The sequence below is a fragment of the Pseudomonas sp. GW821-FHT07F05 genome, from assembly GCF_059418765.1.
Genome location: NZ_JBWKQL010000022.1, coordinates 1 through 16,138 on the forward strand (window position 1 = coordinate 1; position 16,138 = coordinate 16,138).

At 61.2% G+C, this 16,138-nt stretch carries 13 protein-coding genes and 1 pseudogene; 8 read left to right on the top strand and 6 right to left on the bottom strand.

The features are described from left to right. Together AC07RO_RS26320 and AC07RO_RS26325 are read left to right on the top strand one after the other, a co-directional pair. Positions 1–558: pseudogene (locus AC07RO_RS26320) on the top strand (threonine ammonia-lyase, biosynthetic); the annotation flags it as partial. Between the two features lie 61 nt (positions 559–619). Then, on the top strand, positions 620–1,048 hold the full coding sequence (locus AC07RO_RS26325; protein ID WP_495087492.1) for a DUF2269 domain-containing protein: 429 nt from the start codon (positions 620–622) through the stop codon (positions 1,046–1,048). 81 nt (positions 1,049–1,129) lie between these two features. On the opposite strand, the gene AC07RO_RS26330 is transcribed toward AC07RO_RS26325, so the two are convergent. Then, positions 1,130–1,786 (bottom strand): histidinol-phosphatase, encoded by a 657-nt coding sequence (locus tag AC07RO_RS26330; RefSeq protein ID WP_495087493.1) that lies wholly within the window; start codon positions 1,784–1,786, stop codon positions 1,130–1,132. A 166-nt stretch (positions 1,787–1,952) separates the two neighbouring features. Between AC07RO_RS26330 and AC07RO_RS26335 the strand changes: the two genes are divergently transcribed. Both AC07RO_RS26335 and ptsP read left to right on the top strand, forming a co-directional pair. Beyond that, entirely contained in the window at positions 1,953–2,432 is a 480-nt protein-coding gene (locus tag AC07RO_RS26335) for an RNA pyrophosphohydrolase (RefSeq protein WP_062379340.1), read from the top strand. 21 nt (positions 2,433–2,453) lie between these two features. Next, a complete protein-coding gene (ptsP, locus tag AC07RO_RS26340; RefSeq protein ID WP_065986723.1) occupies positions 2,454–4,733 on the top strand; it encodes a phosphoenolpyruvate--protein phosphotransferase in 2,280 nt (759 codons plus the stop codon). A gap of 55 nt (positions 4,734–4,788) precedes the next feature. Here the strand turns inward: ptsP and AC07RO_RS26345 are convergent, their stop codons facing one another. Continuing rightward, positions 4,789–5,535, bottom strand: coding sequence for an NRDE family protein (locus tag AC07RO_RS26345; RefSeq protein WP_495087494.1), 747 nt, complete (start codon positions 5,533–5,535; stop codon positions 4,789–4,791). A gap of 266 nt (positions 5,536–5,801) precedes the next feature. Here AC07RO_RS26345 and lgt point away from each other — a divergent pair, with 266 nt between their 5' ends. The 3 genes from lgt to AC07RO_RS26360 all read left to right on the top strand — a co-directional run bounded on the left by lgt (position 5,802) and on the right by AC07RO_RS26360 (position 9,147). Then, positions 5,802–6,608 carry a prolipoprotein diacylglyceryl transferase gene (lgt, locus tag AC07RO_RS26350; RefSeq protein ID WP_133774815.1) on the top strand — a complete coding sequence of 269 codons (807 nt, stop codon included), beginning with the start codon at positions 5,802–5,804 and terminating at the stop codon, positions 6,606–6,608. Positions 6,609–6,681: 73 nt separating this feature from the next. After that, a complete protein-coding gene (locus AC07RO_RS26355; protein ID WP_495087495.1) occupies positions 6,682–7,515 on the top strand; it encodes a thymidylate synthase in 834 nt (277 codons plus the stop codon). Between the two features lie 183 nt (positions 7,516–7,698). Continuing rightward, positions 7,699–9,147: a catalase gene (locus AC07RO_RS26360; RefSeq protein ID WP_346627985.1), complete on the top strand. Its 1,449-nt coding sequence runs from the start codon at positions 7,699–7,701 to the stop codon at positions 9,145–9,147. Positions 9,148–9,378: 231 nt separating this feature from the next. On the opposite strand, the gene cadR is transcribed toward AC07RO_RS26360, so the two are convergent. Then, on the bottom strand, positions 9,379–9,837 hold the full coding sequence (cadR, locus tag AC07RO_RS26365) for a Cd(II)/Pb(II)-responsive transcriptional regulator (RefSeq protein ID WP_122533975.1): 459 nt from the start codon (positions 9,835–9,837) through the stop codon (positions 9,379–9,381). A gap of 84 nt (positions 9,838–9,921) precedes the next feature. Here cadR and AC07RO_RS26370 point away from each other — a divergent pair, with 84 nt between their 5' ends. Next, complete coding sequence (locus AC07RO_RS26370) at positions 9,922–12,255, top strand: heavy metal translocating P-type ATPase (RefSeq protein WP_495087496.1); 2,334 nt, start codon at positions 9,922–9,924, stop codon at positions 12,253–12,255. A 198-nt stretch (positions 12,256–12,453) separates the two neighbouring features. Here AC07RO_RS26370 and hutG read toward each other — a convergent pair whose 3' ends face one another. The 3 genes from hutG to AC07RO_RS26385 form a co-directional block, all read right to left on the bottom strand. After that, a complete protein-coding gene (gene hutG, locus AC07RO_RS26375; RefSeq protein ID WP_282369795.1) occupies positions 12,454–13,257 on the bottom strand; it encodes an N-formylglutamate deformylase in 804 nt (267 codons plus the stop codon). A 13-nt stretch (positions 13,258–13,270) separates the two neighbouring features. Next, complete coding sequence (gene hutI / locus AC07RO_RS26380; protein ID WP_495087497.1) at positions 13,271–14,476, bottom strand: imidazolonepropionase; 1,206 nt, start codon at positions 14,474–14,476, stop codon at positions 13,271–13,273. 172 nt (positions 14,477–14,648) lie between these two features. Further along, positions 14,649–16,043: an amino acid permease gene (locus AC07RO_RS26385; RefSeq protein WP_495087498.1), complete on the bottom strand. Its 1,395-nt coding sequence runs from the start codon at positions 16,041–16,043 to the stop codon at positions 14,649–14,651. Between the last annotated feature and the right edge of the window lie 95 nt (positions 16,044–16,138).

Below are 16,138 nucleotides of genomic sequence, written 5' to 3' on the forward strand. Positions count from 1 at the left end.
AGAGCTGAACTGGGCGAAGGCCGCGAAGCAATCATTGCCGTGACCATCCCGGAGCAGCCGGGCAGCTTCAAGGCGTTCTGCGAGGCGATTGGCAAGCGGCAGATCACCGAATTCAACTACCGCTACCACACCGACCGCGAGGCGCACATCTTCGTCGGCGTGCAAACCCACCCCGACACCGACCCGCGCAAAGCCCTGATCGCAAGCCTCACGGAACAGGGTTTCCCTGTGCTCGACCTGACCGACAACGAACTGGCCAAACTGCACCTGCGGCACATGGTCGGCGGGCATTCGGAACGGGTCAACGACGAGGTGGTGCTGCGCTTTGAATTCCCCGAGCGGCCGGGTGCGCTGTTCAACTTCCTGAACAAGCTGGGCGGGAAATGGAATATTTCGATGTTCCACTACCGCAATCACGGCGCGGCGGATGGCCGAGTGGTGGCGGGGTTGGTGGTGCCGGAGGATGAACGGCATCTGGTGCCGCAGGCGCTGGCAGAGATTGGGTATCCGTATTGGGATGAAACCAGGAACCCTGCGTACAAGCTGTTTCTGGGATAACAGCAGCGGCATGCGACTGGCTGCTACGCTTCAAACACAGCCATACAGGGACACGAACACAATGGAACACTTCGCTGCACTGAAAATCCTGCACGTCATCAGCACGGTGCTGCTGTTTATCTGCGCGCTGGGGCTGGTCGTGTGGATCGTGCGCGGCCGTCGGGCTGGCGATGCGAAGGTGCAGAACCGCGCCATGCAACGACCATGGGCATTTGCCTGGGTGCTGATGGGCGTGTGTTTGTTGACCCTGCCAATCAGCGGCTGGTGGCTTGTCCACTACGCCGGCTGGCCGCTGGGACAGACCTGGCTGCTGGCGGCGAGTGTGCTGTATCTCTTCGGCGCCTTGAGCTGGGCGTGGCTGGCGGTGCGAGTCAATCGCCTGCGCCGGCCAATCATCGTGGGTAATTCCCGCTTCACCCTGGCGCTGGCCATCTTCAGCGTCGTCTGCTTCGTGGCGATTGCCGGTCTCATGGGCGCCAAACCGGTCTAAACCTCAGTCATCCAAATTGACGCTACCGCAGGTGTTCCTGCCGATAAAGACCGGTGGGAGCGAGCTTGCTCGCGAAGGCTTTCAATCGCGCAGTGAAATCACCGGCCAGCCGCGACGGGTGGCGTCGGCGCGCAGCTTTTCATCAGGATCGACTGCGACCGGATTAGCCACCTGCTCCAGCAATGGCAAATCGTTCATCGAATCGCTGTAGAACCAGCTGTCATCGAGATTGAACCCATTCTCTCCGATCCAGCGATTCAGGCGGGTCACTTTGCCCTCGCGGAAGCACGGCACGTCAGTGGTGCGCCCGGTGTAGCGGCCGTCGACGATCTCGCATTCGGTCGCCAGCAAGGTGTCGATGCCCAGTCGGGCCACGATCGGCGCGGTGACGAAACGGTTGGTCGCCGTGATCACCGCCAGCTTGTCGCCGGCTTCGCGGTGTTTGGCGATGAGGGCCATGGCTTTCGGCAGGATCAAGGGCTCGATGCAGTCGCGCATGAATTCCCGGTGCCATTCGTCGAGCTGCGCCATTTCAGTGCGGCCCAGAATCTCCAGACTGAAATTCAGGTAGTCGGTCAGGTTCAGGGTGCCGGCCAGATAGTCCTGATAGAACGCATCGTTGCGTGCCTTGTAGGCAGCGCCGTCCAGGATGCCGCGCTCGCACAGGTAATCGCCCCAGGCGTGATCGCTGTCGCCGCCGAGAAGGGTGTTGTCGAGGTCGAACAGGGCCAGGCGCATGGGCTTTACTCGCTGAATTATCAGAAAAAAGAGCATAAGAATACGAGGTTTGCCCGAGAGATCGCATCTATTAATGCAGTTGTCACGATAAGCTGTCCCAGCCTCGTTGCTGCCTTCACGATCTTTGTGGAACAATGCGGCGACATGCGTTTGCGAGGTTGTAGCCGTGATCGACCCCGATGGTTTTCGCCCTAATGTCGGGATAATTCTGACAAATGATGCTGGCCAGGTCTTATGGGCTCGGCGCATCAATCAAGACGCCTGGCAGTTTCCGCAGGGGGGTATCAACCCTCAGGAGACCCCGGAAGACGCGCTTTACCGTGAATTGAATGAAGAAGTCGGGCTGGAACGGCATGATGTTGAAATTCTTGCCTGCACTCGGGGTTGGTTGCGCTATCGTCTGCCGCAACGATTGGTCCGTACCCACAGCCAGCCGCTGTGCATCGGCCAGAAGCAAAAATGGTTTCTCCTGCGCCTGATCTCCAATGAGCAGCGGGTGCGGATGGATTTGACCGGCAAACCGGAGTTCGATGGCTGGCGTTGGGTCAGTTATTGGTACCCGTTGGGCCAGGTGGTGACATTCAAGCGCGAGGTATATCGCCGCGCACTCAAAGAGCTTGCCCCGCGCCTGTTGGCGCGCGACTGACACGGAGTTCGACCCCGAGCCATGCTCAATACGCTGCGCAAGATCGTCCAGGAAGTTAACTCCGCCAAGGATCTCAAGGCGGCGTTGGGCATTATTGTGTTACGCGTCAAAGAGGCCATGAGCAGCCAGGTCTGCTCGGTCTATTTGCTCGATCCTGAAGCGAACCGCTTCGTGCTGATGGCCACCGAAGGCCTGAATAAGCGCTCGATCGGCAAGGTGAGCATGGCCCCGAACGAGGGCCTCGTGGGTCTGGTCGGTACGCGTGAGGAACCGCTGAACCTCGAAAATGCTGCCGATCACCCTCGCTATCGTTACTTTGCTGAAACCGGCGAAGAGCGTTATGCGTCGTTCCTCGGCGCGCCGATCATCCACCACCGCCGGGTTGTGGGCGTTCTGGTCATCCAGCAAAAGGAGCGCCGCCAGTTCGACGAGGGCGAAGAAGCCTTCCTCGTGACGATGAGCGCGCAACTTGCAGGCGTCATCGCCCACGCGGAAGCCACCGGTTCCATCCGCGGGCTGGGCCGTCAGGGCAAAGGCATTCAGGAAGCCCGATTCGTCGGTGTGCCGGGTTCGCCGGGCGCTGCGGTCGGTACTGCGCTGGTCATGTTGCCGCCGGCTGACCTCGAAGTCGTGCCGGACAAAACCGTCACTGATATCACCGCTGAACTCAAACTGTTCCAGACTGCGCTTGAAGGCGTTCGCAATGACATGCGTACCCTTTCGGCGAAGTTGGCCACGCAATTGCGTCCTGAAGAGCGCGCGTTGTTCGATGTGTACCTGATGATGCTCGACGATGCGTCGCTGGGCAGTGAAGTCACCAACGTCATCAAGACCGGCCAGTGGGCCCAGGGCGCCTTGCGCTCGGTGGTCAACGAGCACGTCAAACGCTTCGAGCTGATGGATGACGCCTACCTGCGTGAGCGCGCATCGGACGTCAAAGACCTCGGTCGCCGCCTGCTCGCCTACCTTCAGGAAGCGCGTCAACAAACCCTGGTCTACCCCGACAACACCATTCTGGTCAGCGAAGAGCTGTCGCCCGCCATGCTCGGCGAGGTGCCGGAAGGCAAGTTGGTGGGTCTGATTTCGGTACTCGGCTCGGGTAACTCCCACGTCGCCATTCTGGCCCGAGCCATGGGCATTCCCACGGTCATGGGCGTGGTGGACCTGCCGTACTCGAAAGTCGATGGCATCCAGCTGATCGTCGACGGCTATCACGGCGAGGTCTTCACCAACCCTTCCGAGATCCTGATCAAGCAGTACTCCGTCGTCGTCGAAGAGGAGCGTCAGCTTTCTCAAGGCCTCGACGCGCTGCGTGAATTGCCCTGCGTGACCCTCGACGGCCACCGCATGCCGCTGTGGGTTAACACCGGTCTACTGGCAGACGTGGCCCGCGCGCAACAGCGAGGCGCGGAAGGCGTTGGCCTGTACCGCACCGAAGTGCCGTTCATGATTCAGCAGCGGTTCCCGAGCGAGAAGGAACAGCTCGCCATCTACCGTGAGCAACTGGCGGCTTTCCATCCGCTACCGGTGACGATGCGAACGCTGGACATCGGCGGTGACAAGTCGCTGTCGTATTTCCCGATCAAGGAAGACAACCCGTTCCTCGGCTGGCGTGGCATTCGCGTCACGCTGGATCATCCTGAAATCTTCCTGGTGCAGACCCGCGCCATGCTCAAGGCCAGTGAAGGCCTGAACAACCTGCGGATTCTGCTGCCGATGATTTCCGGCACCCACGAAACCGAAGAGGCGCTGCACCTGATCCACCGGGCGTGGGGCGAAGTCCGCGATGAAGGCACCGACGTCCCGATGCCGCCGGTGGGCGTGATGATCGAAGTCCCGGCGGCGGTCTATCAGACCCGAGAGCTGGCGCGTCAAGTGGATTTCCTGTCTGTCGGTTCCAACGACCTGACCCAGTATCTGCTGGCGGTCGACCGTAACAACCCGCGGGTGGCGGATTTGTACGACTATCTGCACCCGGCTGTGCTCCAGGCCTTGCAGAGCGTGGTGCGCGATGCCCATGCCGAAGGCAAGCCGGTGAGCATCTGCGGCGAAATGGCCGGTGATCCTGCGGCGGCGGTGCTGCTGATGGCGATGGGCTTCGACAGCCTGTCGATGAACGCCACCAACCTGCCAAAAGTGAAGTGGATGCTGCGTCAGATCAACCTGAGCATGGCCAAGGACCTGCTGGCCCAGCTGATGAAGAACGACAACCCGCAAGTGATCAGCAGCTCGTTGCAGCTGGCGCTGAGAAATCTGGGCCTGTCGCGGATGATCAATCCGGGGTCTGTGAAGGGGCATTGACGGCTGGCGCTGCGCTGCTCTTAGTGGGACCGGCTTCAGCCGGGAAGAGGTGGAGTCAAATCTCCAGGTCCACCTCACCCAATCTCCCGCCATACGGCCCGAAGCTGCGCTCGATCAGGCGCCGGCTGCCGTCCGCATTGACCAGTAACACCGTGCTCGCCCGCGTGCCGTAATTGGGGCTGGCAATGAACACGCTCGACAATAACTTTTCCGTCGCAAGGCCTACGCCGGTGCTCGGCAGTTCAGCCTCTGGCGCAGGCGCGTGATCGATGAGAAAGCCAAACAGCGCTTCAGTGTCTGGATTCTCCAAATGTTCAGACAGCGCCGCTTTGGCTTTCACCAGTTTCGGCCACGGCGTATCGAGCCCTGCGTTGGACACCCCGTAAACGCCCGCTTCCAGACGGCGGGGTACCGGATCGTTCCCGTTGAGAAAATGCAACTGCTGACGATCACCCACCAGCAGGTTGAACCCACCGTACTCAGACGACCGCGTCGCGATCTCAGTCAAATACTCATCCATGGACACATCGCTGGTCAAAAAACGAGCAACCAGTTCGCCCCGCGAACGGTGGCCAGGCGGTTTGCCCGGTTCGCGGATATTGGTCAGAGCGGCAAAACGTCCGTCAGCATTGATCCCCAGCCATGTCCCGCCCGCTTCAAGATCGCGCCCGGCGTAGACCTGCGGCGCGTCTTCCCACTGGGCCAGCGGCAGAGTAGGGCGGGCGTAGAACTCGTCACGATTGGCCGCCAGAATCAGCGGCTGAGCGTGAGATGGCCGCCAGGCGAAGACGATAAGGCACATGGATGACTCCTTTTTGCGCCACTTTACCCACCCCGCACGCCGACATCCATCGCACGCTGCTAGAGCGGATTGGCGCGGTCCGGTAACATGCCGCACTGTTTTTGAGAGATGTCCGCGCCATGCGTGGCGACATCGTCGGCGTGCGAGACTTTCATCGCGGTCGCTCTTGCATCAGATTTCATCATTATTGGGTGGCACTACCTGCTACCGCCGCCGCATAGTTCTGCTTCGTCGCTCAATGAGCGCTTCTATTTCAAGGAGTCGCAATGCTGCCTTACCCGCAGATTGACCCGGTAGCCGTGGCCATCGGTCCGCTGCAAATTCACTGGTACGGCCTGATGTACCTGGTCGGTATTGGCAGTGCCTGGTACCTGGCATCCCGTCGCCTGAATCGCTTTGACCCGACGTGGACCAAAGAAAAGCTCTCGGACATGATTTTCTGGGTCGCCATGGGCGTCATCGTCGGTGGGCGTCTCGGTTACGTGCTGTTCTACGATCTGCCCAACTACATCGCCAACCCGCTGCTGATTTTTGAGGTGTGGAAGGGCGGCATGGCGTTCCACGGTGGCTTCATCGGCGTGATGATCGCGACGTACTGGTTCGGCAAGCGCAACGGCAAGTCATTCTTCCAGCTCATGGACTTCATCGCCCCTATGGTGCCGATTGGTCTGGGTGCCGGGCGCATCGGCAACTTCATCAACGCCGAGCTGTGGGGCAAGCCGACTGATCTGCCCTGGGCCATGGTGTTCCCCACCGACCCTGCGCAACTGCCGCGCCATCCGTCACAGCTCTACCAGTTCGCGCTGGAAGGCGTGGCCCTGTTCGTCATTCTCTACTTCTTCTCCCGCAAGCCGCGTCCGACCATGGCCGTTTCCGGCATGTTCGCGCTGTTCTACGGGATCTTCCGCTTCGTGGTGGAGTTCGTTCGCGTACCGGACGCCCAGCTGGGTTATCTGGCCTGGGGCTGGGTCACCATGGGGCAGATCCTCAGCCTGCCAATGATCATCGGCGGCCTGGTGCTGATCTGGCTTGCCTACCATCGCGCGCCCGCTGCCAACAACGCTGCGGCTTGACGCGCCGGGTACATTTGCTGAACGCCGGGCCCGAAGGGTTCGGCGGATTCTCCGAAACAGAGGGCCTCTGGTCATGAAGCAATACCTTGAACTGCTGCAGGACGTCATCAACAACGGAACCCGCAAGGGCGACCGCACCGGGACCGGCACCACTGCCGTGTTCGGTCGGCAGATTCGCCACAATCTGGCTGATGGCTTCCCGCTGCTGACCACCAAAAAGCTGCACTTCAAGAGCATCGCCAACGAGCTGATCTGGATGCTCAGCGGCAACACCAACACCAAATGGCTCAACGAGAACGGCGTGACCATCTGGGACGAGTGGGCCACTGAAGACGGCGACCTAGGCCCGGTATACGGCGCGCAGTGGACTGGCTGGCCGACCAAGGATGGCGGCAAGATCAACCAGATCGACTACATGGTCGACTGCCTGAAGAACAACCCGAACAGCCGCCGCATCCTGTTCCATGGCTGGAATACCGAATACCTGCCGGACGAAAAGCTGTCGCCGCAGGAGAACGTCAAAGCCGGACGCCAGGCACTTGCCGTGTGCCATTTGCTGTACCAGGCCTTCGTTGCCGACGGCAAGCTGTCGATGCAGTTGTACATTCGCAGCTCCGATGTCTTCCTCGGACTGCCCTACAACATCGCTGCGCTGGCGCTGCTGACCCACATGCTGGCTCAGCAATGCGACCTGATCCCCCACGAGATCATTGTCAGCCTGGGCGACACCCACGCTTATTCCAACCACGAAGAGCAGATCGCGACGCAGCTGACCCGCACGCCGCGACAGTTGCCGCAGCTGAACATCAAGCGCCGCCCGGAGCGCATCTACGACTATCGCTTCGAAGACTTCGAGATCGTGGGTTATGACGCGGACCCGAGCATCAAGGCGCCGGTAGCGGTGTAATCCTGCTGCGCTCATGAGCGGAGGCTATTGATCAATCGGTAATCGATTGAAATCCCCTATCCGCCCAGTGCGCAGTGACAATGAGCTTAAACGCGTCGATTTCCCTATCGTTCTCCCCATCGGACAGACACAGGGCGGCCTCAATGGAGGTCGCCCGCCAGTATCCTTGGTGGAGAAACACGCATGAGCAACAAACTGACGACCGCTTTCGGCGCCCCTGTAGTCGATAACCAGAATATCCAGACCGCCGGCCCTCACGGCCCCGCGCTGCTGCAGGATGTCTGGTTCCTCGAGAAGCTCGCCCATTTCGATCGTGAAGTCATCCCCGAGCGTCGCATGCACGCCAAGGGTTCCGGCGCGTTTGGCACCTTCACCGTCACCCACGACATCACTCGCTACACCCGTGCAAAAATCTTCTCTGAGATCGGCAAGTCCACTGAAATGTTCGCCCGTTTCTCCACCGTTGCCGGTGAGCGTGGTGCCGCCGATGCCGAGCGCGACATTCGCGGTTTCGCGTTCAAGTTCTATACCGAGGAAGGCAACTGGGACATGGTCGGCAACAACACGCCGGTGTTTTTCCTGCGCGACCCGATGAAGTTTCCCGACCTGAATCACGCTGTCAAACGCGACCCACGCACCGGCATGCGCAGTGCCGAGAACAACTGGGATTTCTGGACTCAACTGCCGGAAGCGCTGCACCAGGTGACTGTCGTGATGAGCGAGCGCGGCATTCCCCGCAGCTATCGCGAGATGCACGGTTTCGGCAGCCACACCTACAGTTTCCTCAACGCACAGCACGAGCGGTTCTGGGTGAAATTTCACTTCGTCTCGCAACAAGGCATCGCCAACCTGACCGACGCAGAAGCGCAGGAACTGGTCGGCCGTGACCGTGAGTCCCATCACCGCGATCTGTACGAAAACATCGAGCAGGGCAACTTCCCGCGCTGGAAGCTGTTCGTGCAGATCATGCCGGAGAAGGAGGCAGGCTCGTACCCCATCAACCCGTTCGACCTGACCAAGGTCTGGCCGAAGGGCGATTACCCGCTGATCGAAGTGGGCGTGGTCGAGCTGAACCGTAACCCGGAGAACAACTTCGCTGACGTCGAGCAGGCGGCATTCGCGCCTTCCAACGTGGTGCCCGGCATCAGCTTCTCGCCTGACAAAATGCTGCAGGGTCGGCTGTTTTCCTACGGCGATGCCCAGCGCTACCGCTTGAGCGTCAACCACCATCAGATCCCGGTGAACTCGCCACGGGCGGCGCTGCACGTGAACAGCTACCACCGCGACGGCCTGATGCGCGTCGACGGCAACCGGGGCGGCATGACCTCTTACGAGCCGAACACCAAGGGTGCGTTTCAGGAGCAGCCGGATTTCAGAGAGCCGCCGTTGTCGATCGAAGGCGCGGCCGCTCACTGGAACCACCGCGTGGATGGCGACTACTACTCGCAGCCAGGCAACCTGTTCCGTTTGATGAACGCGCGGGAGAAACAGTCGCTGTTCGACAATACCGCCCGCTCGCTGCGCGGCGTGTCGGCACCGATCATTCAGCTGCACATCGAGCATTGCTCGATGGCTGATCCCGAGTACGGGATTGGGGTCGCGGCTGCGGTTGAGCGTATTCACAACGCTTGATCCCTGTGGGACCGGCTTTAGCCGGGAAAGCGTCGGATGCCACACCGCGAAAGTGATGTTGCTCCCAATGGCCTCTTCCCGGCTAAAGCCGGTCCCACTAACATACCGCATATTCCCTGTGGGACCGGCTTTATCCGGGAAGGCGTCGGATGCCTCACCGCAAAAGTGATGGTGCGCAGACTGGTCTCTTCCCGGCTGAAGCCGGTCCTACTAAAAGCCGCATTTAGCCTCTCAATGCCCGTGGCTGCGGCCTACGTGGGAGTGTTCGACGTCCGCTGCCACGACACTCCCGCTGATCTCCAGTCGATCAAGAATCCCGCAGTGATCCGGCGCCCCTTCGCTGCAGCGTTGGCGCAGGTCGACCAGTTGCTCCTGCAGCGCTTGCAGGCTCGCGACGCGGGCGTTCACGTGCTGGATGTGTTCGTCGATCAGCGCGTTGACGTTCTCGCACTGGTCCCGCGGACTGTCGCGCAACGCCAGCAGGCTGCGGATCTCGTCCAGCGTCATGTCCAGGCTGCGGCAGTTGCGGATGAACGTCAGGCGTTCGACGTGCTCCTGGGTGTACAGCCGATAGTTGCCGTCGCTGCGCGCGGGTTCGCTTAGCAGGCCCTCGCGCTCGTAATAGCGGATGGTTTCCACCGGGCAATCCGTGAGCTTTGCCAGTTCGCCGATTTTAAATGAAGGGTTCATGTGCAAGATCTCGATAAGGACGCTTGACCCTATAGTGGCTACAGGGTGTTCACTTGGCAACACGCACATTTAGAGACTCAATCCATGAGTGACTCTGTACCCACATCTTCATCGCACAAGCCTGCCCACGACTCGCACAACCATGCCGAGCACGATCACGCAGGGCATGACCATTCCGCCCATGATCACGCTGGGCACGATCACGCCGGTCATGAACACGAGCAAACCAAACTCACGCCCGTGCATGACCATGCCGCCCACGCCTGCTGCTCCCACGACAGCGCGCCCGCCGTCGTGACCATCGATGGCGCATCAAATGCCGATGGAAAACTGAGCAGCTTCCGCATCGAAGCCATGGACTGCCCCACCGAGCAGACGCTGATCCAGAACAAGCTCGGCAAGATGAAGGGCATTCAGAAGCTTGAATTCAACCTGATCAATCGCGTGCTGGGCGTGTGGCATGAGCTGCCGTCCACCGATCCCATTCGCGACGCCATTGGCTCGCTGGGCATGCAGGCGGACCTGATCGAAGAGGGCGCCGACAAGGAAACAGCCTCGCTGCCACCTGCCAACAAACCGTGGTGGCCGCTGGCGCTGTCGGGTGTCGCGGCGTTGTCTGCGGAAGTCATCCACTTCACCAATGCCGCGCCCACCTGGGTGGTCGCCGTCGTTGCGCTGATCGCCATTTTCAGCGGCGGCCTGACCACGTACAAAAAGGGCTGGATCGCCCTGAAAAACTTCAATCTGAATATCAACGCGCTGATGAGTATTGCCGTCACGGGTGCGGTGCTGATCGGGCAGTGGCCGGAAGCGGCGATGGTGATGTTTCTGTTCACCGTCGCCGAGCTGATCGAAGCCAAATCCCTGGACCGTGCCCGCAACGCCATTGGCGGTCTGATGCAGCTGACGCCGGAAACCGCGACCGTGCAGCAGAACGGCGAGTGGCTTGAGCTTGAGGTCAAAGATATTGCGTTGGGCAGCGTCGTCCGGGTCAAGCCGGGTGAGCGTATCGGGCTGGACGGTGAAGTGGTTGCCGGCCAATCGAGCATTGATCAGGCCCCGATCACGGGCGAAAGTCTGCCGGTCGAGAAGACCTTAGGCGACAAGGTCTTTGCTGGCACGATCAATCAGGCCGGTTCACTGGAGTACAAAGTGACCGCCGCTGCCAACAACTCGACGCTGGCGCGGATCATCCATGCCGTCGAGGCGGCCCAGGGTGCTCGCGCGCCGACCCAGCGTTTCGTTGACAGCTTTTCAAAGATCTACACGCCCGCCGTGTTCGCGCTGGCGCTGGGGATTGCGATCATCCCACCGCTGTTCATGGGGGCAGTGTGGTTTGACTGGATCTACCGCGCCCTGGTGTTGCTGGTGGTCGCGTGCCCGTGTGCGCTGGTGATTTCCACGCCGGTGACGATCGTCAGCGGTCTGGCGGCGGCGGCGCGCAAAGGCATTCTGGTCAAGGGCGGCGTGTACCTGGAAATGGGCCACAAGCTCGATTACCTGGCCCTCGACAAGACCGGCACCATCACCCACGGCAAGCCGGTGCAGACCGATTACTTGTTGCTCAACGAGTCACTGGGTGAGCAGGCGCTGGCGATCTCGGCAAGCCTCGCCGGTCGCTCGGATCACCCCGTGTCTCAAGCCATCGCCAAGGCGGCTCAGGACGGCAACCACTTGCCGGTTGAGGCGTTCGAAGCCCTTGCCGGGCTTGGCGTGAAGGGCGAAGTGCAAGGGCGTTTGTACCATCTGGGCAACCACCGCTTGGTGCATGACGCCGGGTATTGCTCGCCGGAACTGGAAGCGCAACTTGAAGCGCTGGAAAGCCAAGGCAAAACCGTGGTGCTGCTGTTCGACGCCTCCGGCCCGCTGGCGTTGTTTGCGGTCGCCGACACGGTCAAGGACAGCAGCCGCGAGGCCATCGAGCAGCTGCATGCGCTGGGCGTGAAGACGATGATGCTGACGGGCGACAACCCGCACACAGCCAAGGCCATCGCTGCTCAGGTGGGCATCGATCAGGCCCAGGGGAATCTGATGCCGACCGACAAGCTGCAAGCCATCGAAGCCCTGTACGCGCAGAACCACCGAGTGGGCATGGTCGGCGACGGCATCAATGATGCGCCGGCGCTGGCCCGGGCGGAGATCGGTTTTGCCATGGCGGCAGCGGGCACGGACACCGCCATCGAAACTGCGGACGTGGCGTTGATGGACGATGACCTGCGCAAGATCCCGACGTTTATTCGCCTGTCGCGGGACACGGCGGCGGTGCTCAAGCAGAATATTGCGCTGGCGCTGGTGATCAAGCTGATCTTTCTGGCGGTGACCTTTGCCGGGATGGCGACCATGTGGATGGCGGTGTTTGCCGACATGGGCGTCAGTCTGCTGGTGGTGGCCAACGGCTTGCGGCTGTTGAAGAAGTAACGCTCACCATCAGGAGACTGATGGTGCCCAGACAGGCCTCTTCCCGGCTAAAGGCGGTCTCGCTAACGCCGCGTGCGCATCCAGTGGGACTGGCTTTAGCCGGGAAGGCGTCAGGTGCAATGCCGCAAAACTGATGGCGCTCAAACTGGCTTCTTCCCGGCTGAAGCCGGTCCCACCATGAGAATCATCAAGCCGGGTCTACTTCCCGTACTTTTCACGCCCCCACGCAATCATTTCTTCCAGCAGCCCTTTCAAGACCACCTGCGTCGGCTCAGCCAGGTCAGGGCGGTAGTGGAAGGGCACGAACTCGTCCATGTACGTGCTTTGCGCCAGCTCCAGTTGCACGGCGTGGATGTGGTTGGCCGGGTCGCCATAGTGGCGGGTGATGTGGCCGCCCTTGAAGCGCCCGTTGAGCACATGGCTGTAGTTCTTCGCGGCAGCGCACGCGGTATCCAGACGCTGGGCCAGCGCTTCATCACAGCTCGCGCCATTGAAGGTGCCGAGGTTGAAGTCCGGCAGACGACCGTCAAACAGATGCGGAATGTGCCCACGAATGGAATGCGCGTCGAACAGTAGCGCATAACCGAACTCGGCGCGCAGACGTTCAAGCTCGCCGCGTAGCGTCTCGTGATAGGGCGTCCAGATCTTCTCCAGATAAGTCGCGCGTTCTTCCTTGCTCGGCGCCTGACCCTCTTTGAACAGCGGATCGCCCTCGAACAGCGTCGACGGGAACAGCCCGGTGGTCGCGCCGGCGTACAGCGGCGTGTCGTCGGACGGACGATTGAGGTCGATGACGAAGCGCGAATATTCCGCCGAAAGCACGCTGGCGCCGAGGTCTGACGCGAAGTCATACAGGCGCGGAATGTGCCAGTCGGTGTCCGGCAGGCTCACGGCCTCATCCACCAGACCGTCCCGCACGGCGGGCGTCAGGTGCAGTCCCGGGTGCGGCATGCTGATCAGCAGCGGTACGCGACCGCGAGTGAAACTCAGAACCTTGTCCACAGTATTCCCCTGATTAGAGAGTGCGTTCCACGCCATGACGCACGACGCGTTTGCCCAGATCGCCGCCCAGCCAGTAGGCGAGGTCGGCGGGCCGTTCGATGTGCCAGGCAACGAAATCCGCCGTTTTGCCAACTTCCAGTGAGCCATGGGTCTCGGCCATGCCCAGCGCCTGTGCTGCGTGGACAGTTGCGCCGGCCAGGGCTTCTTCCGGGGTCAGGCGGAACAGTGTGCAGGCCATGTTCAGCATCAGCCGCAGCGACAGACCCGGCGACGTGCCCGGATTGAGGTCGGTGGAGATGGCGATCTTCACCCCGTGTTTGCGCAGGGCCTCCATCGGCGGCAACTGAGTTTCGCGCAGGAAGTAGAACGCCCCCGGCAGCAGTACGGCCACCGTGCCCGAGGCCGCCATCGCAATGGCGTCTTCTTCGGTCATGAACTCCAGATGGTCAGCCGACAGCGCTTGATAACGCGCCGCCAGACTCGAGCCGTGCAGCGAGGACAACTGCTCGGCGTGCAGCTTGACCGGCAGGCCCAACTGGCCGGCGGTGATGAACACCTGTTCGACCTGGGCCGGCGAGAACGCCAGGTATTCGCAGAACGCATCGACGGCATCCACCAGATTTTCCGCCGCCAGCGCCGGCAGCATTTCGCTGCAGATGTGGGCGATGTAGTCGTCGGCGCGGTCTTTGTACTCCGGCGGCAAGGCGTGGGCGGCGAGGCAGGTGCTGCGCACGGTGACCGGCAGGTTTTCACCCAGCTGGCGAATCACCCGCAGGATTTTGCGTTCACTGGCGAGGTCCAGGCCGTAGCCGGATTTCATCTCGATCGTGGTCACGCCGTCCCTGAGCAGGTGCAGCAGACGACGTTCAGCGCTGGCGTAAAGCTCTTCTTCACTGGCGGCGCGGGTGGCGCGCACGGTGCTGGCAATGCCGCCGCCCGCTGCCGCGATTTCCGCGTAGCTTACGCCCTGCAGACGCTGCTCGAACTCGCCGCTGCGGTTACCGCCGAACACCGTGTGCGTGTGGCAATCGATCAGGCCGGGCGTCACCCATGCGCCGTTCAGGTCGACGCGCTTGACGTCGCCCTGGTCCGGCAGCGCGTGGAGAGGACCGATCCAGACGATCCGCGCTGCATCGGTCACGATGGCGGCGTCCTCGATGATCGAGTACGTGCCGTTCGCCATGGTTGCTGCGTGACAGTGGTGCCAGAGCGTTTTCATCGATCTCTCCAAGGGTCCGGTTTTACAACCTGTTTCGGGTGTTGCAAGTGCTAAGTGTAGGAGTGAGCTTGCTCGCGAGGCGGCAAGTGTCTCCGCCGAATATTCGGCGCCTGAAATTCAGTCTTCGCGAGCAAGCTCGCTCCCACACGGACCGTTCATGACAGTCCATTTATCAGCTGTTTGATGTGGCCTTTATCAGGTTCTGCTTCGGCTTTACCCAAATCCAGTACGCAACCACCAGCAACCCGATCCACACCGCCCCCACCACCAGCGCGGCCTGGCTGTCCGGGAAATAACCCAGCACGCCGAACACGAACACCATGAACAACGTGGCAACAATCGGCGCGACGGGCCAGAACGGCACCGGGAATTTCAGCTGGGCGACTTCTTCTGCGCTCATCGAGCGGCGCATGGCGATCTGCGTGACCAGAATCATCAGCCACACCCAGACCGTCGCGAAGGTCGCGATCGAGGCGATCAGCAGGAACACGTTTTCAGGAATCAGGTAATTCAGCACAACGCCGCAGAGCAGCGCGACGCCCATCACCAGCACGGTCATCCACGGCACGCCCTGGGCGGACAACTGAGCAAAACCCCTGGGCGCCTGACCTTGTATCGCCAGGCCGTACATCATGCGTCCGGCGCCGAAGATGTCGCTGTTGATCGCCGAAACGGCGGCAGTGATGACTACGATGTTGAGGACGGTGGCGGCGGAGGAAATCCCCAGGTGATCGAAGATCTGGACGAACGGGCTGCCCTGGCTGCCGATCTGCTGCCACGGATACAGGGACATCAGGACGAACAGCGTGAGCACGTAAAACAGCAGAATCCGCAGCGGCACCGCGTTGATCGCGCGGGGAATTACGCGCTCCGGGTTGCGTGCTTCACCGGCGGTGATGCCGATGATTTCGATGCCGCCAAAGGCGAACATCACCACGGCCAGCGAGGCCACGAGGCCACCGATGCCGTTGGGCATGAAGCCGCCGTAGGCCCATAGATTGCTCACGCTGCTGACGCCTCCGCCCGAGACCGAGCCGAGTCCGAACAGCATGATGCCGAAGCCGGCGAGGATCATCGCGATGATTGCGCCGACCTTCAGCAGCGACAGCCAGAACTCCGTTTCACCGAAGACTTTGACGCTGCACAGGTTCAGCGCGCCGATCAGAAAGACAATGCCGAGCACCCAGATCCAGCGCGGCACTTCGGGAAACCAGAAGCCCATGTAGATGCCGAACGCAGTGACATCGGCCAGGCAGACGATGACCATTTCGAATGCGTAGGTCCAGCCGAGGACAAACCCTGCGAGCGGACCCAGATACGTGGTGGCGTACTCGCCAAACGAGCCGGACACCGGGTTGCGCACGGCCATCTCGCCGAGAGCGCGCATGACCATGTAAACCGCAGCGCCGGCGATGATGTACACCAGCAGAACGGCGGGACCGGCCAGTTTGATGGCCGACGCGGAACCGTAGAACAACCCGGTGCCGATGGCCGAGCCCAGCGCCATGAAGCGAATGTGACGCGCGCTGAGCCCGCGTTTCAGATCTGTAGCGTTTTGCGATGTCATTTCACACGTTCCTAGTCTTACTTTTTGCTGCGAAACGAGAGGCTTTTGTAGGCGTGAGCTTGCTCGCGATTGCGGTGTGTCAGACGGTAAATGCG